Annotated in this window: 26 protein-coding genes, 2 tRNA genes and 1 riboswitch; of the genes, 14 read left to right on the forward strand and 14 right to left on the reverse strand. The window is 64.5% G+C overall.

Features of this window, described 5'->3' with window-relative positions; translation table 11 throughout:
• Positions 1-24: 24 nt before the first annotated feature.
• From CR156_RS05470 to CR156_RS05500, 7 genes are all read right to left on the reverse strand, one after another.
• Positions 25-1,287 carry an STY4528 family pathogenicity island replication protein gene (locus CR156_RS05470; RefSeq protein ID WP_017640398.1) on the reverse strand — a complete coding sequence of 421 codons (1,263 nt, stop codon included), beginning with the start codon at positions 1,285-1,287 and terminating at the stop codon, positions 25-27.
• Positions 1,288-1,289: 2 nt separating this feature from the next.
• Positions 1,290-1,850 (reverse strand): DUF2857 domain-containing protein, encoded by a 561-nt coding sequence (locus CR156_RS05475; RefSeq protein WP_003821054.1) that lies wholly within the window; start codon positions 1,848-1,850, stop codon positions 1,290-1,292.
• Between the two features lie 15 nt (positions 1,851-1,865).
• Complete coding sequence (locus CR156_RS05480; protein WP_017640397.1) at positions 1,866-3,503, reverse strand: ParB family protein; 1,638 nt, start codon at positions 3,501-3,503, stop codon at positions 1,866-1,868.
• Positions 3,496-3,744, reverse strand: coding sequence for a hypothetical protein (locus tag CR156_RS05485; protein ID WP_003821044.1), 249 nt, complete (start codon positions 3,742-3,744; stop codon positions 3,496-3,498). Before CR156_RS05485 ends, CR156_RS05480 begins: the two co-directional genes overlap by 8 nt.
• Entirely contained in the window at positions 3,728-4,603 is an 876-nt protein-coding gene (locus CR156_RS05490; RefSeq protein ID WP_017640396.1) for a ParA family protein, read from the reverse strand. Before CR156_RS05490 ends, CR156_RS05485 begins: the two co-directional genes overlap by 17 nt.
• 42 nt (positions 4,604-4,645) lie before the next feature.
• Positions 4,646-4,858 (reverse strand): AlpA family transcriptional regulator, encoded by a 213-nt coding sequence (locus tag CR156_RS05495; RefSeq protein WP_003821041.1) that lies wholly within the window; start codon positions 4,856-4,858, stop codon positions 4,646-4,648.
• A 118-nt stretch (positions 4,859-4,976) separates the two neighbouring features.
• Complete coding sequence (locus CR156_RS05500) at positions 4,977-5,723, reverse strand: hypothetical protein (RefSeq protein WP_003821040.1); 747 nt, start codon at positions 5,721-5,723, stop codon at positions 4,977-4,979.
• Between the two features lie 27 nt (positions 5,724-5,750).
• Between CR156_RS05500 and CR156_RS22885 the strand changes: the two genes are divergently transcribed.
• The 6 genes from CR156_RS22885 to CR156_RS05525 all read left to right on the forward strand — a co-directional run bounded on the left by CR156_RS22885 (position 5,751) and on the right by CR156_RS05525 (position 8,438).
• The gene (locus tag CR156_RS22885; protein WP_017640395.1) at positions 5,751-5,891 is read left to right on the forward strand and encodes a hypothetical protein; all 141 of its coding nucleotides are present in this window, start codon (positions 5,751-5,753) and stop codon (positions 5,889-5,891) included.
• 300 nt (positions 5,892-6,191) lie between these two features.
• Positions 6,192-6,512 (forward strand): IS66 family transposase, encoded by a 321-nt coding sequence (locus tag CR156_RS23380; protein ID WP_071577144.1) that lies wholly within the window; start codon positions 6,192-6,194, stop codon positions 6,510-6,512.
• 374 nt (positions 6,513-6,886) lie between these two features.
• Positions 6,887-6,962: transfer RNA gene (locus CR156_RS05510), tRNA-Gly, on the forward strand.
• Positions 6,963-7,028: 66 nt separating this feature from the next.
• Positions 7,029-7,102: transfer RNA gene (locus CR156_RS05515), tRNA-Cys, on the forward strand.
• Between the two features lie 129 nt (positions 7,103-7,231).
• Positions 7,232-7,801, forward strand: coding sequence for a DUF998 domain-containing protein (locus tag CR156_RS05520; protein WP_100552110.1), 570 nt, complete (start codon positions 7,232-7,234; stop codon positions 7,799-7,801).
• Positions 7,802-7,892: 91 nt separating this feature from the next.
• Positions 7,893-8,438 (forward strand): DUF4124 domain-containing protein, encoded by a 546-nt coding sequence (locus CR156_RS05525; protein WP_223880015.1) that lies wholly within the window; start codon positions 7,893-7,895, stop codon positions 8,436-8,438.
• Positions 8,439-8,447: 9 nt separating this feature from the next.
• Here the strand turns inward: CR156_RS05525 and CR156_RS05530 are convergent, their stop codons facing one another.
• Positions 8,448-9,089, reverse strand: coding sequence for a flavin reductase family protein (locus tag CR156_RS05530; protein WP_100552111.1), 642 nt, complete (start codon positions 9,087-9,089; stop codon positions 8,448-8,450).
• 105 nt (positions 9,090-9,194) lie between these two features.
• On the opposite strand from CR156_RS05530, the gene CR156_RS05535 reads away from it, so the two are divergent.
• Positions 9,195-9,899, forward strand: coding sequence for an ArsR/SmtB family transcription factor (locus CR156_RS05535; RefSeq protein ID WP_100552112.1), 705 nt, complete (start codon positions 9,195-9,197; stop codon positions 9,897-9,899).
• Between the two features lie 133 nt (positions 9,900-10,032).
• Complete coding sequence (locus CR156_RS05540) at positions 10,033-10,302, forward strand: hypothetical protein (protein WP_089240177.1); 270 nt, start codon at positions 10,033-10,035, stop codon at positions 10,300-10,302.
• Between the two features lie 106 nt (positions 10,303-10,408).
• Here CR156_RS05540 and CR156_RS05545 read toward each other — a convergent pair whose 3' ends face one another.
• Positions 10,409-10,609 carry a hypothetical protein gene (locus tag CR156_RS05545; protein WP_100552113.1) on the reverse strand — a complete coding sequence of 67 codons (201 nt, stop codon included), beginning with the start codon at positions 10,607-10,609 and terminating at the stop codon, positions 10,409-10,411.
• 89 nt (positions 10,610-10,698) lie between these two features.
• Positions 10,699-11,790 (reverse strand): alpha/beta hydrolase family protein, encoded by a 1,092-nt coding sequence (locus tag CR156_RS05550; RefSeq protein ID WP_100552114.1) that lies wholly within the window; start codon positions 11,788-11,790, stop codon positions 10,699-10,701.
• 182 nt (positions 11,791-11,972) lie between these two features.
• On the opposite strand from CR156_RS05550, the gene CR156_RS05555 reads away from it, so the two are divergent.
• Complete coding sequence (locus tag CR156_RS05555) at positions 11,973-12,806, forward strand: AraC family transcriptional regulator (RefSeq protein WP_100552115.1); 834 nt, start codon at positions 11,973-11,975, stop codon at positions 12,804-12,806.
• Between the two features lie 3 nt (positions 12,807-12,809).
• On the opposite strand, the gene crcB is transcribed toward CR156_RS05555, so the two are convergent.
• Positions 12,810-13,202 (reverse strand): fluoride efflux transporter CrcB, encoded by a 393-nt coding sequence (crcB, locus tag CR156_RS05560; protein WP_100552116.1) that lies wholly within the window; start codon positions 13,200-13,202, stop codon positions 12,810-12,812.
• 81 nt (positions 13,203-13,283) lie between these two features.
• A riboswitch (Fluoride riboswitch) is annotated at positions 13,284-13,347 on the reverse strand.
• 22 nt (positions 13,348-13,369) lie between these two features.
• Entirely contained in the window at positions 13,370-13,810 is a 441-nt protein-coding gene (locus tag CR156_RS05565; protein ID WP_223880016.1) for a helix-turn-helix domain-containing protein, read from the reverse strand.
• A gap of 78 nt (positions 13,811-13,888) precedes the next feature.
• On the opposite strand from CR156_RS05565, the gene CR156_RS05570 reads away from it, so the two are divergent.
• Together CR156_RS05570 and CR156_RS05575 are read left to right on the forward strand one after the other, a co-directional pair.
• A complete protein-coding gene (locus CR156_RS05570; RefSeq protein ID WP_100464659.1) occupies positions 13,889-14,098 on the forward strand; it encodes a helix-turn-helix domain-containing protein in 210 nt (69 codons plus the stop codon).
• A gap of 352 nt (positions 14,099-14,450) precedes the next feature.
• Positions 14,451-14,687: a hypothetical protein gene (locus tag CR156_RS05575; protein WP_025875165.1), complete on the forward strand. Its 237-nt coding sequence runs from the start codon at positions 14,451-14,453 to the stop codon at positions 14,685-14,687.
• Between the two features lies 1 nt (position 14,688).
• On the opposite strand, the gene CR156_RS05580 is transcribed toward CR156_RS05575, so the two are convergent.
• Together CR156_RS05580 and CR156_RS05585 are read right to left on the reverse strand one after the other, a co-directional pair.
• Positions 14,689-15,738, reverse strand: coding sequence for a 4Fe-4S dicluster domain-containing protein (locus CR156_RS05580; RefSeq protein ID WP_100552117.1), 1,050 nt, complete (start codon positions 15,736-15,738; stop codon positions 14,689-14,691).
• Positions 15,735-16,016, reverse strand: a complete 282-nt coding sequence (locus CR156_RS05585; RefSeq protein ID WP_100552118.1) for a hypothetical protein — start codon at positions 16,014-16,016, stop codon at positions 15,735-15,737. The genes CR156_RS05580 and CR156_RS05585 overlap by 4 nt, the downstream gene beginning before the upstream one ends.
• A gap of 180 nt (positions 16,017-16,196) precedes the next feature.
• Here CR156_RS05585 and CR156_RS05590 point away from each other — a divergent pair, with 180 nt between their 5' ends.
• From CR156_RS05590 to CR156_RS05600, 3 genes are all read left to right on the forward strand, one after another.
• Complete coding sequence (locus CR156_RS05590) at positions 16,197-16,637, forward strand: group III truncated hemoglobin (protein WP_100552119.1); 441 nt, start codon at positions 16,197-16,199, stop codon at positions 16,635-16,637.
• A 44-nt stretch (positions 16,638-16,681) separates the two neighbouring features.
• Complete coding sequence (hemN, locus tag CR156_RS05595; protein WP_100554082.1) at positions 16,682-18,091, forward strand: oxygen-independent coproporphyrinogen III oxidase; 1,410 nt, start codon at positions 16,682-16,684, stop codon at positions 18,089-18,091.
• Positions 18,092-18,369: 278 nt separating this feature from the next.
• Positions 18,370-18,918 (forward strand): hypothetical protein, encoded by a 549-nt coding sequence (locus CR156_RS05600; protein WP_100552120.1) that lies wholly within the window; start codon positions 18,370-18,372, stop codon positions 18,916-18,918.
• The last annotated feature ends 285 nt before the right edge of the window (positions 18,919-19,203 follow it).

The following is a 19,203-nucleotide window of genomic DNA, read 5'->3' on the forward strand; positions in this document are numbered from 1 at the left end:
CACTTCACCACCTTGCAGGCCCGCTCACTTGCTGGCGAGCAGGTTGCGCAGCCGCTCGATGTGCTGCCTGGCGACTTCTGGCGGCACAGGCTTGCCCTGCGGCTGGGATGGTGGCGGTGCTGGTGGTAGCGGCCGCTCGTTCGGCGCAACGGGCGCCGATGGCGCGTCCTTCTTGGCCCAGGCGTTGAACTCGCCATGGATGGCCCGCTGGATGATGCCGAACAGATACCCTGCAGGATTGCGGATGCCATGGTTGCTGCATCGTGCAGCCCATTCGTCCAGCACGGCCTGCCTCAGCGCAGCATCGACCTGCTGTAGTGCCACCCTCGCACCTGTCTGCTGCTCTGCCTTCAGTTCCGCGAAGCGTTTGGGCCATTGCAGGTCGCCCAGCGCGCGCGCATGCGCTTGTGCCTGCGCGGTAGTACGTACTTCATTAATACGACTACTACGTACTGTACGGGCCTGCTTCGGATTCCGAAGAGAGGCCTCTGGCGCGGGTTTCGACCCTGCTTCGTATTCCGAAGTGGGATCGTCAGGATTCCGAAGAAGGCTCGTCGCCCCTTCTTCGGATTCGTGCGTGGCGTCCTCCTGTGGATAACTTTCGTGCGCCCCGACGCCCTGGCTGGCGAGGCGTTCGGCCAGGACTTGCAGCCTCGATGGCAGGGTGCGCCCGGCCAGCATCGGGTCTTCGCCGATTTCCTTGAGGGTGTGCAGGCCTACGATCTGCACGGCTTTGGCCGAATGGCCGAGAGCCTGGCTGACGAGTTGCAGGTAGTCCGGGTCGAGCTGCATCGCTTCAAAGGGGGTCAGCGGCTCGTCGTGCAGGACATAGAGGTTGCCGAGGATGCGGCCGGTCTTGGCGTCGCGCCGTCGCCGCACCAGGCTCAGCCATCGAGTCAGCCGCAGCAGCGTCAGTGCTCGCGCCACGGTTTCGTGCGAGGCTTGCCCGGCGCAGGGCATCGACGCCAGCCAGGGCCGAAGCTGTTCATACGTCGGGAACGCCGTCACGCCATCGTCGTTGAGCATCAGCCGGAAGACCTGCCAGGCATTGCGCTCCAGCGGCGTCAGGCGACGGTCGAGGAACAGCCGTCGCGGTACGGTCTCGTGCCGGTTGCCGCTGAACAGGAAGGCATCGCCAGACGCCGGACCAGTGGGCATCGCGACAGGTGTAGGTGTGGGCGGGGGCGCGTCGGCGTTGGGCTTGGGCACAAGGTCTTTCAGCGCAGCGTCGAACAGGTCTGCGAGTGCGATGGGGCCACGACGTGGTGCGGTGTCGTCCACGGCCATGGTTACCCCAATCCTTGATCGACCCAGCTCTTGATCGAAGCCCAGACCACCGACAGAGGCAGCGACATGCCTTCGGCGAGGTCCATGGCGGCATCGAGGATGGAGGTTTCGTCTTCGAGATCGACGTTCCTGCTGCTGGTCACGGCCTTCCATTGCCGCCACAGCTCCGTGTCCTGCTTCTCGTCCAGCACGGGATGGCGACCCTTGCGCTTGGGCAGGCCGAGGATTTCGCGGCGAAGCGCCACTTCCTGGTGGGTCAGGCCGTAGAAGCGGCTGACCATTTCGGTGCTCGCGCCGAGGCGCAGCATGCGATCGACCGTGGCGATCTCCTTCTCCACATCCTGCGCCTGCCTGAGCAGACGCCGGAGCACTTCGCGGTTGACCGTCACCGAGCACCACGAGACGTTGGCGTTGGCCAGCACGCTGATCAGCGCGGGATGCTTGAGGGCGTCCAGCTCTTCCTCGCCAAACCCCATCAGCTTGCAGCGGCGCAGTTGCCCATTGCGCAGGTCATAGAGGGCCTGGGCGATGACGGCCTGGTTGAGTGGGTGTGGTGCGGACATGCTGGTCTCCCTCGGTCACGTTCCAGGGTCCGCAGCGCCGGCGTCCAGGTCGAGCAGACGGCGGGCCAGCCGCAGCAGCCGGAACAGCTTGACCAGTGCGGTGTCGCTCAGGCGCCGGGTTGCGTCGCCTTGTCCGTGCAGCAACGCCGACAGGTCGATGACGAATTGCCTGTTATCCAAGCCGACGTCGGCGAGCTGCTGACCGGCCATGCATGCCAGCAGCGCCAGGACGGCACGGCCCAGCGGCTCCAGGTCTTGGGCGTGGGCACGGCAGGCGAAACCGATGCCGTCTGGACGGTCATCGATGCACTCGTCCAGGCGAGCCTCGCCCGCGATCTCGCGGGCGAACTGCGCGACGTGGATGCGCAGGCGCTCGGGCGTGTCCAGGCTCGCGTCGATGTGCCAGACGTCGGAAATCGGGTAGAGACCGCCTGCTTGGACGGGAATGGACTGCAAGACGTTGGCCGAGAAATCGGGCAGCGCATCCCCCAGCTCGTCGGCGACCATCCGCTGAATGGATTGCAGCCGCTCCGTCGTCGGTGCAGGCGAAACGATGTGCCCCTGCAGCCGATCACCAGGAGCAGCCATGGGGCTTCCTGCGGGTGAGCCGTCCGACCCTGAGCCGCCCTCGCGCTCGCGCGACCCAGGTGTGGCTGCCGGCGTCGGGGCCGATGGGGCCGGCGCCGCGGGCGGGCGTGCCATGGTGTCAGGCTCAGGCAGCGTGGGCGGTGCCGTTGGTGGGGTCGGATCGCTGACCAGGGCGCGATGGCGGCTTTCGGATTCGGTGAGGTCGAGCGCCAGTACGTCGTAGTCGATGCCGAGCAGTTCGGACATTTGGCCGATCAGCTCGTCCTGCACGCGCTGGGGGGCGAACTCGTCGGCCTGCGTGTCGAACTGCGACAGCACCTCCTGAAAGAAGTCATCGAAGTCCTGTACCAGTAGTGTGCGGCCTTTGGCGTAGCGCTCCCACGCGAGCATGCAGGCCTTGCGCATGACCGACAGGCGTTCGACCTGGTGGCGGCCGAGCCCGCCATAGAGCACGGTCGGGATCGCCGGCAGGAGGTAGCGCACCGCGTCGTTCATCCGGCTGATGTGCGACTGCTGGACCGGGAAACCATCGGCGGCGAGGCGGCGTGCCAGTTCGGACTGGCTCAGGGCGGCGCCGCTTTCCTGCTCGTAGAACTCGCGCGCCTTCTCGACGCCGAGGGCGCGCTCGATGAACGTCAGGCCTCCACGCAATTCGTTCTCGGCCAGGTGGCCGGTCAGCATGACGACTTCGCCGCGGCTAGGCCACGGCCGGAACAGGCACGATATGCGAAAGAACCGCTCGTCCTTGGTCTCCGACCACAGTTCGCGCAGGATCGCTAGGCGCGTGTTGCCGCCGTTGCGAATGATGTAGTGGTCCTCGCCCGGGCGCCGGGTGATCGCCGGGGCTGCGTCCAGGCCGCGCTCGCGGATGGACGCCTTGATGTCCTCGTAGGCCGGGTTGCGCTTCTTCCTGGGATCGTGGTCGTAGGGGCGCAACTGGTCCAGGGTCACGACCATGGGCGTGTCGGCGATCGGGTCGCTCAAGGCCGAGGTGGACGGGCCGCTGCGCTCGAACCCGGCCGCGAGCAGCTTGCCGGCCATCTGCTGGGAGGTCATTTCAGCCATGGCGGCCTCCCTGCACTGGGGACCGGGCCTCGCGCTCGGCGCGGCGGATTTGCGCGCGGGCGTTGAGGGCGGCCCGGTGGTCACTGGCCGTCGAACTGGTGTAGATCGCGGCGCAGCCGGCCTTGGTGAATTTGAGGTGGCCGCCCGGCGTGCGCTTGACGTGCCAGCCCTCGCCGACGGCGAATTCGATCAGGGCGCGCAGCCGCTTATGGCCTCGGGCCAGTTCATGTGCGCTCGCCATGGGGCCTCCCGGTATCCAGAGGAAATGGCGGGCGGCCGGACACCGTGGCAAATCGGTGCTGCCATTGCGGGAACAGTTCGCCGGCGAGGCCGCGGATGGTGTCGAGTGCGGCGGGGGCGACTCTGCCCGGTGGCTGGCGGTATTCGACCCGATGCACTGGCAGGCCGCGCGTCGCGGCGCGCGGATAGGCTTCGATGGCCGGCACGTCGGTGGTCAGCACGCGGATGCCGGCGTGGTCCTGGAACAGTTCGCGCAAGGCCTGTTGGATCAGCCGGGCGTTCGCCGACACCGGGTGGACCCGGTTGATGAGCAGATGCAGCGGCGGCGGCTCGATGCCCAGGTGCCGGTACGGAGCGATGTCCTCCAGCAACTGCATGGTGCCGCGCCGCAGTTCGCGGGCGGCGAGGATTTCCGGGGTCACGGGTGACAGCGCGAGATCGGAAGCGAGCACCGCCATCTCCAGCGTCACCGAACGCGCGCCCTGGGTGTCGATCAGCACCAGGTCGTAGAGAGGAGCCAGCATGGGCAGCAGGTGCCGCAGCCGCAGGCGCCCATCCGGCGCGTGCAGCAACAAGGTGCTCAGCTCGCCCCGGTGGTCGTTGGACAGCACCAGGTCCAGGCCCGTAATGATCGTGCGGGACACGAGCTGGCCGAGGTCGCGCTCGTTGAAGGCCAGCAGCTCATAGATGCCACCAGGCGCACGGTGTCCCAGTTCGTAGTAGGACGACAAGGTGGGCTGCACGTCGAGATCGAGCAGCAGCACGCGCAGCCCCGCGTCGGCGACGAGCCCGCCCAGGTTCGCGGCAGTGGTGGTCTTGCCGACGCCACCTTTCGTTGAAATGATGGATACAACCTGCATGGCGTTCTCCGTGTGAGGATGGAAGGTCCGCGGGAGAATGGGTCAGGCCCGGTTGTTGACGCGCTCGGCGATCCACTGATCGATTTCGATGGAATCCCAGCCGACGGCGCGCACACCCAGGCGCAGCGCCTTGGGGAACTTGCCCGCGCGCATCAGGTTGTAGAGGTGGGCGCGCTTGAAGCCGGACTTCGATTCGACTTCTTCCAGGCGCAGGATGCGGCGCTCGTTGGGCGGCAGAACAGGTGTTTGCGACATGGCGGTCACTCCTGAACGCTCAGTGGCGTTTGTTGGCGTGACCTCTATTCAATAGACATGGCTACGGAAAGACATTGCAAATGCAATCTCCGCGACTGCACATACAAGCTGGCAATCCTCAGAGGGTGGCGCTATGCAGCCGGCGTCTGGCCGTGGCGAACTTGCCGTTCAACGTCCGCTCGGCGATCCCCATGACGCCATGGTGATGGGCGACCAATGCGCTTACGACAGCCTCTTGCGTTTTGAAGCTGGAGTACGGTGTGCCCGAGGGCGATTGGCCGAGCATCAGCTCCAATATGCCGCCGATGATGTTCAGGTAGGTGGCTTCGGCCCGATCACTGATTGGGTACTGCGCGCAGGCCGGGATGATTTTGGACTGTTTGAGCAGTGCGTCGTGCTTGTCTTGCAGCTCGCGGAGTTGGCGCTTGGACTGCTCCAGGGCAGATTTGAGGGCCAAGCGCTCGACCAGCATGGCCTGCCCGGTTTCCAGAGAGATGGAGGGATGGGCGATGCGCTCGCTGCGCGAGAAGAGAAAGCCGGGGCGCTGTTCGGGGTAGTGCTGGCGCATCCAACGCTTCAGATCGACGTGACGGACAGTGAGATCAGGGGAGTCGATCAGCGCGGTGTCGTGCGTCGTGATGCCGTTCCTCCCGAAAGGAAGTTCCGCATTGAGGATGCCATCGTAGATGCGTTCGGTATACAGCCTCAGCTCACCCCAACGTGGGCAATCCAACGACTGTGGCAGGTTCCTTGACGACGAGACCGAAGTGAGGATGACATGCTCAAACCGCAGAAGCCCAGCCCACCGGAGGGAGGCTTCGATCGGACGATAGAACACCTTCGATGCTGGTGCATTGTGGTTCATGCTCCCATCTCCTTCCAGGAGAACTACATGGCCGACTCCTTTGGCGCCAACCTCATGGCCGGGCAGTTGTCTGTGGATGAAGCGAGTCCCGAGTCTCGCTTCTCCATGAGCCGCGAGCACTTTTCAGTAGCTCAAGTCAGTGGTAGCCGCCATGTGCTCAATGTGTAAGAATCCGTGAGTGGTAGGTTGATCGGTCCTGTCGCTGATCAACACGAAGAATGGCGCTCACACTGGCAGCGTCATGCGTTACCGCAATCTCATCAAGAGCAATTTGTCATGGTGTGATACCCCTGCGGTTTCACAGGGCGCAATAGGCGCGCAGTGGCTTCTAGATGCCAAGGCAGGCGTACTGATCCCGAGCCTGTCATGCGTTCCCAGGTATCCTGATATACCGATAAAGAATCGCGCATCCAGTCCCAGTGACTAGCGTATGGGTTCTTCCCGCGCAACTCGCGCAGACGGGTATGGGTGGTCGCTTCTGCAGCGAGCCGGTGTGCCGAACAGCCCAGGCACGGCGAGAGCCATGCAGTCCAACCTTGGTCGCCGGGAGGCGCTAACGACGACAGGCGTCTGCCGCCAGACAACAACCGCGTCGAGAGGCAAATTCGTCCAGTGGCACTTCAAAGGGCGAACCAGTTGTTCGTCGGTAGCTTGCGTGCCGGTCAGCGCGCTGTTTCGGTGATGAGCCTGGTGCGCTCGGCTCGGCCCAACGGGCATGACCTCTATGCGGACTTGCGTGACGTGCTCGAATGCCTTTCGACGCAGCTAGCCAAGCATATGGAAAGGTGATCATTGGTGAGTTCGAGACCACCGTAGCCGGCGATGAACGAGGTGTGGGGACGATGCGCTGAGGAGGTGTCCTTGGACCTTACTGGAAGTTTCTGGACGAACTTGTTGCCGAGGGTGAAAAATGAGGCTACAATTAAGGTCTTCGCTAGTCAAGCCAGCGAAGAAAGTGATTGGGAAACAACGGCTTACGGTCTTAGTAAACGTCTCGTTTCCCGCTCCAGATTACACAGGGCCCCGGTTGGGGCCTTGTTTTTCTCCCGCCACGGCAAGGCGGGGCACGTTGAGCCACAAGGCTTTGCGCGCAGTCAGAAAAGTGAAAAGTGTTGTGAAATGGCTGGTGTGTGTCCCGGGCTTCCGGTACCATGACGGCTTATGCGGGAATAGCTCAGTTGGTAGAGCGCAACCTTGCCAAGGTTGAGGTCGCGAGTTCGAGTCTCGTTTCCCGCTCCATGTTCCGACAGGCCCCATCGCGGGGTTTTGTCATGTCAGGGGCGTCGTTCCTGATCGCAGTACGTTGGCCTCATGGCAGAGTGGCTATGCACCGGATTGCAAATCCGTTTACAGCGGTTCGATTCCGCTTGAGGCCTCCAATTGAAAAGCCCTGATTTCGATCAGGGCTTTTTCTTTGCGCGCAATCCGGCGCCGGCAGGCTGTACCAAAATGCACATGCGACCCGGCGGGGGCGGCTGCTAACGTCGCCGCACTTCTCTTCAGCAGTGGTGACCGCAGTGCGAAACCTGGCGATCCAGCAGGCCGTGTACATCCCCCTCGGCGCGATGCTGGCACTGATCGCTTTTGCATTCACCGTGCCCGGCTACCACTCGCTCTCGCAGCACCTCAGCGAACTTGGCCTGCTGCCGGGGCTGCAAGCCAAGGCGGTGCAGGCCGGCCCGGTGGCTAGTGGCTCGGCCATCATCCTCTTCAGCCTTGCGTTGCTCGCCCAGGGCCGCCGTTTCGCGCTCACTGCGCTCACCTCCACCCTGTTCGGGGTGTCCATGGTCAGCAATGGCGTCTTCACCATCGGCAGCCCCATGCATGGCCTCTATGGCATCGGCATCTTCTCGATCCTGACCCCGCTGCTGTTCCTCGCAGAGCTGGGCCCACAGGCGTCAACGCGGATGGCATGGTTTGCGCGCGCCAGCTCGCTGCTGGGCATGGCCTATCTGTGGCTGATGATGTCCGGCTTCGATCCGGAGCCCTATCGCGGCCTCACCCAGCGCCTTGCGCTGCTGCCGGCGTTCGGCTGGTACACCCTGGCGGCGCTGGAGCTGCGTTCATTCCGGCGCTGATTCGCCGGGCGTGAGGGCATTTGCCCGGACACACGATCAGTCGTAGCGTATGGCCAAACGGGCCGCAGGGCCCGGGACAGGAGGTCTTGGCATGAACATGAAACCTGGCATCGCGCTGGCGTTGCTGCTGGTCGCGCCGCTGGCATCGGCGCAGGTCTACAAGTGCAAGGGTGCGTCCGGTGAGACCACCTACTCGCAGAACGCCTGTGCCGCGGGCGCGGAGCCGATGAAGCTGCGCTCCAACCGCGCCGCATCGGAATCGGTTGGCGAGCTTGCCAACCGCACCGCGGTCTACCGCACTGCCGAAATGAATGACGCCGGCATTGCCGAGCGCAACTGCCTGCAGAGCGAGCAGTCGCGCATCTATGGCCCGTTCGAATCGCGCAGCCAGGCGGTCAATCGGCAGGTGGCCGATCTGAACCGGCAACTGGCTGCTGCCAGCAGCAATCTGGCCGGCGCCACCAGCGAATCTGGCATCCGCGCGCAGATTTCCAGTCTGCAGCAGTCGTTGAGCTCGGAACGGACCTCGGCCGACAGCCAGATGTCGACAGCGCGCGAGCGTTGTTCGAGCGCGCGTCGCGACCGCGAAAAAGAGGTGCACGAGAAGTACTCGAACGCGCCAGCGTCTTCTTCCTGATCGCAGCTGTCATGCAGTCAGCTGCGAAGGAGCGTCAGCACGGAAATTGCGCGCCACCGGAATGGTGGTGCCCACATAGTGGCGGAACAGGTAGATCAGCGGTGCCCAGCGCTGCACGTCGATATGCTGGGTACCTGCAATGGTGATCGCCTCGTGTGCATGTACCCGGCAGATCCGTCCTTCGACGATCATGAAGCCCTGATCCTGCGTTCCGCTGGGTCGATGCGAGGCAAGCAGCGCGACCTCCACCTGCAGCGGGCATTCGGCGATCGCCGGTGGTGCAACCTGCACCGAGTCGACGCGGGTGAAGCCGCCCAGTGCGAACTTGTCACGCACATGCACGTAGCCCCTATCACGCTTCGAATCCGGCACAGGGGTGCGCGCGGTGGCGCGGGCGATGGCTTCAACCTGCGTCGCCTGGGTGGCCTCGGCAAAGTTCAGGACGCATTCGCCGCGTGCCAGAAGATTGCTGCAACCCTGGCCCTGTTCGCCGATGCCGAGCACCACGCGGTCGGCCAACGCCCAGAATGAAGAAAGCGGGCTGATGTTCGCGCTGCCGTCTTCGTTCAGCGTGGTCATCAGCACCACCGGCGTTCCCGGATAGAGCACGGAGGGAGTGATACAGCGGCGTTGGATGTCTTCTGCTCGCATGCTGGAAGTTGTGGGTTGCGGGCGATCACTGTGCCCTGTGCAAGCGCGCGGAAGCTTCGATCCAGGTCGAATGATGCGTGGCAGGACGCATGCCACAATGCGGCCATGGTCCAGACCTCCCGCGCTTTCATCAATGTCGGCACATTGGTCGGTGACCACGCACGCGCGGCCATGCTGTTGACGTTGATGGATGGCCGCGCACACACGGCATCCGAGCTGGCTGGCGTGGCCGGCATCTCGCCGCAGACGGCAAGCAGTCATCTGCGGCGGTTGCTCGATGGCGGCATCCTGGCCGTGGCGGTGCAGGGACGCCACCGTTATCACCGGCTCGCCTCGACCGAAGTCGCCGACATGCTGGAAGGCATCCTGCGTTTCAGCGATCAACGGCCGCCGCTCTCTCCACGAAGCGTGCGGGTCGATGCCGGCTTCCGCCGGGCGCGTACCTGCTATCGGCACCTGGCCGGTGAATACGCCGTCGCCATCTCCGACCACCTGCTGAGCACCGGAGCGATCACCGCGGCGGCAGACCACTGGCAGATCTCGGCTCATGGCGCCGACGTCCTGCGCGCCGTGGGCGAGCCGCTGGCAGAGCTGATCGCGCGATCACCGCAGGTGAAGCCCGAGCGCTACTGCCGAGGGTGCCTGGACTGCACCGAACGTCGCCCGCACATGGCCGGCATGGTCGGCGAAGCCCTGTTGGAGAGCTTCCTGCAGAACCGCTGGCTGCATTGCCTCGAGGGGCGTCGCGAACTGCGGCTCACACCCGCCGGGCAGGAAGCGTTCCGTAGGCTGTTCGAGCTAAGCACCTGAGACCCACCATGTGCCCCTGTCAGTCTCAGCCGGCCACGACATGGCGACGGGGTATGGTCGAGTTCTGGTCTTCGGGAGCAGCAATGGCAGGCAAGGACATGAGGGGCTGCATGCACGATGCAGCTGGCGGGCAATGAGCAGATCCACCGCAGATGTGCGCTGGCTTACATTCCGGTTGAAGAACGGGCAGTCCATCGGCCCCGATCAACTGAAGGACGGCTGGGTCCTCGCCTCGGAGAGCCGTCATTGTGATGTGCGCCGCGAGCGCATCGAGGGCGCTGGCGTGGTCTATGCGCTGTATGGCCCGCCGGATCTTCCGTCGCCCCGCCGCGCCGAGCTGCGCATGCGCGACTTCCTCATGCGCTCCGGGTATACCTTCACCATGGGTACGCTCGGCCACTGATCCGTTCGGCCATTGCCACGCTTGGATCTGTCGCCGGTGCGGACGGCACCGACAGCAACGGAAGGCGCGAACCGGCTCCCGGGCTGGGAGCCGGCCGGAGTGCAGGTCAGGGCGACGGGCAATCCGTTTCCCTGCAGAGGCGATACTGGAGGTCGCACTGTGCAGAAGTGGGGCCACCGGGATTATGGGTGGCACGCAGGCACTGCTGATACTTCAGGTCGCAGAATTCGCAGGTGCCGGCAGCGAATGCGAAACCTGAAACTGCTACAGCAAGGAACATCATGGTCTTCAAGGTCGTCTTGATCATCACGTCAGTCCTTTGTCTGCCCTTCAATGGGCGAGGCAACAATAGCAGTGGTTGCCCGGCACGCCTGGTGCGCTGCGGCAAGGTACGGATCACAACGACGTTCTTGCTGCCCTCAGCGCCTCGACTACCTGTGAATCCGTAAAGCCGCAGTGGCCTTCGCCCACCACAGGCAGGACGCGCAACAATGCCGTTGCACCTGCGCGCCTGGCCAGTTGCGGATACACCGTCTGCATGCGCGGCACGATGCTCGTGTCATTGTTGTTGAACTGGATCACCAGCGGTCGCCTGACCGCGCCGGTCAATGCCAGCTTGCCGCGCATATATCGCTGTGCCAGCGTGACCGCCGCGCGCCGCTGCACGCCTGCGTTGAACGCGTTGTCGTCACCGAATCCGCGGTAGACCGTCGCAAGGTTGCCGACCGGCATGCCGCCAGCGCGCTTCGCCAGTTCGTGCAGGATCATCGCGTGCAGGCTGATCGTGCCCGGCAATGCCTCGGCGCTTACCTGCAGCCGTGTGGCCAGTTGCGCAGCGACGGCCGGTCGAGTCTGAAGCGCGGCAGCGATGCCTTGATACAGCGGCATCTGCGATAGCGCCGCCGCTTCTGCCGATGCCAGCCCCTGGCGGGGCAGCCCTTCGGCCTCGGGGAAGAAATAATCGAACGCCACCAGTGTGGTCAGCAGGTCATTGGCCAACTGCTCGCCGGGCAGGTTGGCGCCGCACAGCGACACGCCGCCGCTGTAGTGCTGCGGCAGGCGTTCGAGGGTGGCGATGGCTACTGCGCCACCCATCGAAAAGCCGAGGATCCAGGTGCGATGTACGTCCTTCAATTCGGACAGGGCCTGCACGCGCAGGCGTTCCATGTCGTCGATCGCATCTGCCACTGCCCAGCCCTGGCTGCCATAGGCGCTCTGGGCAACGGCGTAGCCCGCTGCAAGCAGGCCGGCGGTGCTGTCGTTGGCCGGCATCGGTGAAGGCTGCGGCGAGCCGACTGGCTCATAGCCATGCGCCAGCATCACCAGTTCACCGTTCCAGCCGGCGGGCACGTCCAGGCGCCAGCGTGCGCCCTGCAGTTCGCCGCTGGAGGTGCGCGGCGTGGCTGCGGGCGCGGCAGACAGCAGGGGGTGCGGCAGCAGCAGGGCAAATGCCAGGGCGAGTCGGTGGAGCGTGCGTGTCCTGGGCATCGCTGGGGCGGGTGTGGTTGGCATTGGCTTTGCCCCTCGGTGCGATCAATTGCCGGCTTGCCGGCAGGATGTGTCGCTTGTATAGCGCCGCCCCGGCACGGCGGCCAGTGCCGCGCACAGCAGGGTCGAATCCGATACGATCTGGCATATCTGTCTCCTTTCGTTTGACCTGGAGTCCCGTCATGGCCGATCGTCTCGCCATCCTGCTCGAACGCTTCGCAGTCACCGCCTCGGTGTTCCATGCCGGCGCGCTGTGTGGCATCAACAGTCTCGAAGGAGAGGGCGAGGCCGGCCAGCTGCATCTGGTGCGGCGCGGTCCATTGCAGGTCAGCCATGGCGGGCAGACGGTGCAGGTCGATGTTCCCAGCCTGCTGCTGTATCCGCGCCCGATGCCGCACCGCTTCCATACCGATCCCCAGCACGGCGCCGACATGGCCTGCGCCAATCTCCATTTCGAAGGTGGCAGGCTCAACCCGATCAGTGCGGCGCTGCCCGATTTCATCTGCCTGCCCTTGGCCGATCTGTACGGCGGCCATGCCGCCCTGGAGCTGCTGTTCGAGGAGGCATTCGAGCAACGTTGCGGTCGAGCGGTGATGGTCAACCGCCTGTTCGAGGTGGTGATGATCCAGGTGCTGCGGCAGCTGATGGAGGGGGGCGAGATGCGCGGCGGCCTGTTCGCCGGGCTCGGCCACCCACGCCTGCGGTTGGCGCTGGTGGCGATGCATGAGGCACCGGCCCAGGCCTGGACACTGGAGGATCTGGCTGACGTTGCAGGCATGTCACGCAGCGTGTTCGCCGCCAGTTTCCGCGAGGCCATGGGAACCACCCCCGGGCATTATCTGCAGGGGTGGCGGGTCGGCCTGGCGCAGCAGGCGTTGCGCCAGGGCCGACCGTTGAAACGGATCGCCGACGAGGTCGGCTATGGCAGCGAGGCGGCGTTGTCGCGAGCGTTCAAGGCGCACACCGGGCAATCGCCACGGCAGTGGCGGGGGCAGGCGCGCGTCGCTGCCGGTTGAGTGTCACCCCAGCGCGAGCCGGGTCAGCTTCATGCCGGCGAACAGCCCGGCCAGGCCCAGGGCTACCGAGCCGCCCGCGTAGAGTGCGGCCAGGCCATGCTGGCCCCGCTGCAGCAGCAGGCCGGTTTCCAGGGAAAAGGTGGAGAACGTGGTGTAGCCGCCAAGAATGCCGGTGGCCAGCAGCAGGCGCAGTTGCGGCGAGGCGCCGTTGCGCAGGGCAAATGCCTCCACCACCACACCCATCAGCAAGGCGCCGCTGATGTTGACCAGAAAGGTCGACCAGGGCCACGAACTGCCGACGGCGACGCGGGCGCCGATCAGATTGCAGGCGTGACGTAGACAGGCGCCGACACCGCCGCCCAGGAATACCAGCACATAGTTGTTCAACGTCTGCATTGCTTGCCTCGAGTGCGTGTTCGCAGGTTCGACGGCGTACGCAATGGCGGGCAATGCCTGCCATCGACGAACGCCGGGTTCGTCGCAGCAGGAGCCATCAGCCATCTCAGGCGGTTATCGGGGGAGCCCCATCCCCATCGGCAGCCATGCTACCAGCGCGCGATGGGTCAGGGCAGGGCAGTCATCACCACGCGTGCGACCTTGCCGCGGCTGACGCCCTCCATCAGCAGGTCATGGGCCATCAGCCCCAGCGTGGCCTCACGCCGGTAGCCGACCTCCAGGCCTCGCTCGGCAAGGATGTGGGCGACCAGCTCATAGGCCGCTTGCCAGACATCCAGATGGGCTTCGCTGGGCATGTGCATGTAGGCCGTGCCGCGTTCGCCGACACCCCGTCCCAACGGGCCGAACAGCAGCTCCCGCGGGTCCAGCTTCACCGCATCGGCGATGCGGAACAGCTGTTCGGCTTTCACGTGGTTGGCTTTGACGTGGTCGTTGAGCCAGTTGCTGACCGTTGCCGTCGTCGTTTCGGCGGCACGCGCCAGGTCGGCCGGGCGTGCATGCCCGGCGTCCTTCATGGCGACCGCGAGTCGTTGTCCAAGAGTATTCATCTATGCAAGCCAGCTTAACGCGTGGAATCGAAAGAGGCCTTGGCGCAAGAATAAGTTTGATGATGAAAGGGATCGAAAATGGACGAATTCTGGAGCAAGCGGCAGGTCCGCACGCGGCTGGGCTTTTCCACCGACGCAGAGCTCGCCAAGCTGTTTGGAATCAGCAGATCCGCTGTCTCGCAATGGCCCAGAGGCTTTCCCATTCCGCCGCTGAGGCGCTACATCCTGCAGCAGCGGTACCCGGCGCTGTTCCCTCTGGATCAGGACCCGAACGATGAAACCGCTTGAGATGCGTCCAAGGCTGTCGCAGACAGACCGCTAAGGTCAATTTGCTAAGCATGCTTAGCAATATAGGCAGAATCGATCGCCCCCGCTCGCAGCGATGGCCTGATCTGTGATGGGCACCCGGGTTCGTTGGCGAGCAGTGTCGACATCGGCACGGAGATTCCCGATCCCCTTCGTCACGGCCTTTCATGAACGATTAATAATTTCAATCGCGAAAGTCGTGCCCTGTAATTGACGTGTCGTGAAATCTATGACTAATTGGCATCAACCGGTTGTGAAGGCCGGGAGTCTTTCAGTAGCTCGCAAGTGAATTGGTCGACCGTCAACGATGCAGAACAAGTCAAACGGAGGTCGTATGGAATACGGCATGCATGGCTTGGCTGAACGGGTACGCCGCGAACTGGAAGCCAGTTATCACAAACACGGATGCGGTCCGGCGTTCTGGGATACCTACCAGCAGGTGCTTGATCGTCTGGTTCCGCAGGGGACCGGGCGGACCGATGTCACCAACGAAATGGCGCTGATCATCGAACAACTGGGCATCGTCCGTCGCGCCCAGCTGGTACCGCCGCGCCCGGGCGACCCGGGCTGACTCAGAACAGGCGCCAGACGCCACAGGCCAACAGCGCCAGCAGCATCGATGCGAGGACAGTGGTGCGGGGGCGCCACCACCGGCGCGGCTGGCCTGCCATCACCTGCGGGCTGCAATAGCGCACCAGGCCGGGACCGAAGCCCGCCTGATGCTGCTGCCGGGTGCAGGCTTCCAGACAGGCGCCGCAGGCCAGGCAATCGGCCTGTGGACCATGGCGGATGTCCAGTTGCATCGGGCAGGCGCGTACGCAGGCCATGCAATCGATGCAGTCGCCCAGCCGATCCGCACTGAAGGTCGGCATCGGTCCGGCCAGCAGTGGATGTGCGGCACGGAAAACGTAGTCCTGCGCGGTGGTCGGGTCGAGCAGGCCACGACCGCGCCCGAGCACACCGCCCAATGCCGGCGGGCGGGCGCCGCGTGGCTCGCCACGGCGTGGGTCATACAGCATGCGCGGGGTGTGCGGGTCGGTCAGCAACGGCTGCATGCGCGCGAACGGACAGAGCGATCGGCACACCTGTTCGCGCAGGAACCCGGCGTTGCCCCAGGTGGCGCCGGCATAGAACAGCACCCAGAAGGTCTCCCAGCCGCTCCAGCTGCCATCGAACGCGCCGGCGACCAGTTCGCGGATCGGACTGAACAGTCCTACGAAGGTGATTCCGGTCCACAGCGACAGCAGCAACCAGACCACGTGGGTGAGCGGCCGCGCTGCCTGCGCGGGCAGGACGCGGGCCAGGGCCTGCGCGATCCCATCGAAGGCCCGTGTCCACAGTGTCTGTGGGCAGGCATGCCCGCACCACACGCGGCCGGCCAGATGGGTGAGCAGGGCCAGACCCACCGCCATCACCGCCAGCAGGCCCAGCAGCACGCCGATGTCATCCGGCCACAGGGTCCACGCGAACAGGTCGAAGCGGCGCGCGTTGAGGTCCAGCAGCAGGGCCTGCCGCCCATTCCATTGCAGCCACGGCAGGGCATGGAACAGGATCAGCAGTGCCAGGCCCAGCGCACGGCGCCAACGCCATGGGTGCGGTGGCGGGCTAGTGGCGACGCTCATCCCAGTGGCTCCTCATCCTCTTCGCTCGGCATCGGCCGCAGCAGGTAGCCGGTCACCGCGCTGGAAAGTGCGGTGACGGCCCAGAACATGAAGAACCCTGCGGTGTAGCCCAGCTCACGGCTGATGGCCGTACCCGGGAAGCTGATTGCCTGCAGCCGCAGTGGATCGACGAAGGCGAAGAACACCACGCAGGCCAGGCCGGCGGCGATGAAGCTGGGCCACAGGACTGCGCCCCACTGCTGGATACGCCGCTGGCGGCTGGAAAACGGTGTGTTCATGCGGGTTCGGGTTGAAGAAGAGGGCGGCGCGTATACTTCGCCGTGGTTGGCGCAGCATCCGCAGGGCATGCTTCCTGCAAGCGTGCCAGCCTAGGTGCGCCCCCGTGCGCTGACATTGATCTGGATCAACAGTAGTGGTGGCGGCCTGCGGCACACTGCCGATCCGCATTTGGTGCCCTGATGAACGCAACGCCCAAGACCGATATTCCCGTTGCTTCACCAGAGCTGTGCAGCGAGGAGGAAGTGACCCGGCTGGTTCACGATTTCTACGCGCGCGTGCGTGACGAGGAGCGACTGGGGCCGGTGTTCGAAGGTCACGTGAAAGACTGGCCGGAACACCTCGCCCAGCTCGTGGATTTCTGGTCGGCGATGCTGCGCGGGACGCGCCGGTTCAAGGGTTCGCCGATGTCCAAGCACATGGCGATCGATCTGGAAAAGGATCTGTTCGACCGCTGGCTGGTGCTGTTCCACATCACCACGGCGGAATGCAACAACCCGCCGATGCAGGCGCTGGCCGACGATGTGGCCGCCCGCATCGCCGAAACCTTCTGGCGCCGCTACCAGATGCTGCGCTGGCCGCAGGTCATGCTGCCGGTGCTGGGCGCCCCCGCCAAGGATTGATCTGGGTCAAGGCGCACCGCCTGGCTTGGCGCGATGCTGGCGCCATGGACACGTTCTCTCCCGCTGCCGGTGGCCTGGCCTGGACCTTCGATCCCGATCTGCTGCGTCGGCATGACCGGCCCGGCCCGCGCTACACCTCCTATCCCACCGCACCGCACTTCCACGACGGCTTCGATGCACCGGCGCTGCGCCAGGCGATCGCCGACAGCAACCCGCTGGCGCGTGCGTTGTCGTTGTACGTCCATGTGCCGTTCTGCTCCAGCCCCTGCTTCTACTGCGGCTGCAACCGGGTGATCACCCGCGACCGCGGGCGTGGCCACAGTTACGTGTCACGCGTGCTGGCCGAGGCAGACCTTTTGGCACCGCAGTTCGCCGACGGCCGTGAAGTGATCCAGCTGCACCTCGGCGGTGGCACACCGAATTTCCTGGATGCCGATGCGATGACTGCGCTGGTCGAAGGCCTGCGCCGGCGCTTCGATTTCAGCGATTCATCGCAGCGTGATTTTTCCATCGAACTGGACCCGCGCTTCATCGATACCAGTGACGTGGCGATGCTGGCTCGGCTCGGCTTCAACCGCGCCAGCCTGGGTGTGCAGGATTTCGACCCGCAGGTGCAGGAATCGATCAACCGCGTGCAGGGCGTGCGGCAGACACTGGACATCCTGCGCGCGTGCCGCGACAGCGGCATGCGTTCGGTCAACGTCGATCTGATCTACGGCCTGCCTGGGCAGAGCTTGGAGGGCTTCGGCCGTACCCTGGAACTGGTGCTGGCGCTGCGTCCGGATCGACTGGCGGTGTACGGCTATGCGCATCTGCCACACCTGTTCCGCGCGCAGCGGCAGATCGACGAAAGCCGCATGCCTTCGCCGGAAGACAAGCTCGCGCTGCTGGGCCTGGCGGTGGAGCGCCTGTCCGCAGCCGGCTACCAGTACATCGGCATGGACCACTTCGCATTGCCGGAAGAGGATCTGTCGCGTGCCCAGCGCGCCGGCCAGCTGCATCGCAATTTCATGGGCTATACCACCCATGCCGACACCGATCTGATCGGTCTTGGCGTAAGTGCGATCAGCCATGTGGGTGCCACCTACAGCCAGAATCCGCGCGACCTGCCGTCGTGGGAGAACGCAGTGGACCAGGGGCAACTGCCGGTCTGGCGCGGCGTCGCGCTCAGTGCCGACGACGAGCTGCGTGCCGAGCTGATCCAGCAGTTGATGTGCCAGGGTGAAGTGGACGGAACGTCACTGGCGCAGCGCCATGGCATCGACTTCGAGGCCTACTTCGCCGAAGACCTGCAGGCCGTGCAGCGTCTGCAGCAGGATGGCCTGGCCGAGTACCGCGACGGCGTGGTGCGCACCAGCGAGCCCGGACGGCCGTTGCTGCGCCTGCTGGCGATGTGCTTCGATCCCTATCTGCGTGTCGCCCAGGAGCAGCCTCGCTACTCGCGGGCGATCTGAGCGCAGGCCTCAGCGATTGCCAGCATTGCGACGAGCAGCCATGCCGCCGCTGGTCGTGGTGTGGGTGTGGCCGACGTCCGTGCGCGAGGTCGAGAAATTCCTCACAGCTACAGGCAATCATATTGGCCGGAGGTGAGACGCTTGACGAAAGGGTTGGAAGCAGCTTCTGCGACAACAACACCAATTCATTGACAGGCAAAAACTATCGAACCTTATATGGGAGATGGTACGACGAGAACGTGGGCGTACAATGCCTTTATGGCACGGAGGTCTGAACTATGAAGACCAGCATTCTCACCGCCCTGTCGGCGTTGGTGATACTTCATGTGGTGCCCTTGCACGTGCGAGCGGTGGGCACGGATCTATCCATTCCGAAGCCCTCAGAGCCAGCTTCTCGTGAAGACCAGAAGGCTCTGTGGAAGAAGGTGGAACAACTCTCATTTGCCGCCGTGGCGGGTGCGGAAAGCGTCAAGCGTGCTGTTGCGCTGGAGCAGGACCGTCTGCCTGACGGGGAAGTATCCGGCCTGGCTATAGGTGACCGACTCACCGGAACAAATGTTGCGCTACAACTCGATCCTGCGGGAAAGCTGGAAGAACTCTCATTCGACCTTCGCGGAGGCTGCATCTCGACGCGAACTCTTCTGTCGCAGTATCCCAATCTGCTTGTTCTTCAGGTTCCGCACGACCCGCAGGCCAATTCGCTTGTCGGCACCACTATTGGAGGTGCTCTGGCCACATTCACAATGGCCTCGGGCCCCGGACCATGCGCGCTCAGCGTGACCGTTCAGACGGTTGAGATGGCCAAGGCGCAGCTTCTGCTGCGTTGAGGTAAAAGCGCCGCCGGTAGTCGCATGACGGCGGCGCCCAACGCAGGACGCAACTCGGCCTCGCGCTCGGGAACCCACTTCGCAGCTTCCTGCTTTGTGTGTTTGGTAGTGGAGTCGCGAACGCCCGCCACGTAAACCTGCACGCGCCACTTGTTCCCTGATCGTTGGATGCTGCCCATCGCCGCATCATATGGGGAAACTCTGGGGAGAGTAGCCGGGCAGGTCCGGGCAGGTCCGGGCGAATCGGGGTGTGTGCGGATTCTTGTGCGAGTCCAAGCGGCTGAT

Source organism: Stenotrophomonas lactitubi (genome assembly GCF_002803515.1).
In the GTDB taxonomy this organism is placed as follows: domain Bacteria; phylum Pseudomonadota; class Gammaproteobacteria; order Xanthomonadales; family Xanthomonadaceae; genus Stenotrophomonas; species Stenotrophomonas lactitubi.

Coding starts and splice junctions, on each gene's coding strand:
- CR156_RS05470 (WP_017640398.1), bottom strand. CDS start 1,287: ATGGCCGTGGACGACACCGCACCACGTCGTGGCCCCATCGCACTCGCA.
- CR156_RS05475 (WP_003821054.1), bottom strand. CDS start 1,850: ATGTCCGCACCACACCCACTCAACCAGGCCGTCATCGCCCAGGCCCTC.
- CR156_RS05480 (WP_017640397.1), bottom strand. CDS start 3,503: ATGGCTGAAATGACCTCCCAGCAGATGGCCGGCAAGCTGCTCGCGGCC.
- CR156_RS05485 (WP_003821044.1), bottom strand. CDS start 3,744: ATGGCGAGCGCACATGAACTGGCCCGAGGCCATAAGCGGCTGCGCGCC.
- CR156_RS05490 (WP_017640396.1), bottom strand. CDS start 4,603: ATGCAGGTTGTATCCATCATTTCAACGAAAGGTGGCGTCGGCAAGACC.
- CR156_RS05495 (WP_003821041.1), bottom strand. CDS start 4,858: ATGTCGCAAACACCTGTTCTGCCGCCCAACGAGCGCCGCATCCTGCGC.
- CR156_RS05500 (WP_003821040.1), bottom strand. CDS start 5,723: ATGAACCACAATGCACCAGCATCGAAGGTGTTCTATCGTCCGATCGAA.
- CR156_RS22885 (WP_017640395.1), top strand. CDS start 5,751: ATGGCCGACTCCTTTGGCGCCAACCTCATGGCCGGGCAGTTGTCTGTG.
- CR156_RS05525 (WP_223880015.1), top strand. CDS start 7,893: ATGAACATGAAACCTGGCATCGCGCTGGCGTTGCTGCTGGTCGCGCCG.
- CR156_RS05530 (WP_100552111.1), bottom strand. CDS start 9,089: ATGCGAGCAGAAGACATCCAACGCCGCTGTATCACTCCCTCCGTGCTC.
- CR156_RS05535 (WP_100552112.1), top strand. CDS start 9,195: ATGGTCCAGACCTCCCGCGCTTTCATCAATGTCGGCACATTGGTCGGT.
- CR156_RS05540 (WP_089240177.1), top strand. CDS start 10,033: ATGAGCAGATCCACCGCAGATGTGCGCTGGCTTACATTCCGGTTGAAG.
- CR156_RS05545 (WP_100552113.1), bottom strand. CDS start 10,609: ATGATCAAGACGACCTTGAAGACCATGATGTTCCTTGCTGTAGCAGTT.
- CR156_RS05550 (WP_100552114.1), bottom strand. CDS start 11,790: ATGCCCAGGACACGCACGCTCCACCGACTCGCCCTGGCATTTGCCCTG.
- CR156_RS05555 (WP_100552115.1), top strand. CDS start 11,973: ATGGCCGATCGTCTCGCCATCCTGCTCGAACGCTTCGCAGTCACCGCC.
- crcB (WP_100552116.1), bottom strand. CDS start 13,202: ATGCAGACGTTGAACAACTATGTGCTGGTATTCCTGGGCGGCGGTGTC.
- CR156_RS05565 (WP_223880016.1), bottom strand. CDS start 13,810: ATGAATACTCTTGGACAACGACTCGCGGTCGCCATGAAGGACGCCGGG.
- CR156_RS05570 (WP_100464659.1), top strand. CDS start 13,889: ATGGACGAATTCTGGAGCAAGCGGCAGGTCCGCACGCGGCTGGGCTTT.
- CR156_RS05575 (WP_025875165.1), top strand. CDS start 14,451: ATGGAATACGGCATGCATGGCTTGGCTGAACGGGTACGCCGCGAACTG.
- CR156_RS05580 (WP_100552117.1), bottom strand. CDS start 15,738: ATGAGCGTCGCCACTAGCCCGCCACCGCACCCATGGCGTTGGCGCCGT.
- CR156_RS05585 (WP_100552118.1), bottom strand. CDS start 16,016: ATGAACACACCGTTTTCCAGCCGCCAGCGGCGTATCCAGCAGTGGGGC.
- CR156_RS05590 (WP_100552119.1), top strand. CDS start 16,197: ATGAACGCAACGCCCAAGACCGATATTCCCGTTGCTTCACCAGAGCTG.
- hemN (WP_100554082.1), top strand. CDS start 16,682: ATGGACACGTTCTCTCCCGCTGCCGGTGGCCTGGCCTGGACCTTCGAT.
- CR156_RS05600 (WP_100552120.1), top strand. CDS start 18,370: ATGAAGACCAGCATTCTCACCGCCCTGTCGGCGTTGGTGATACTTCAT.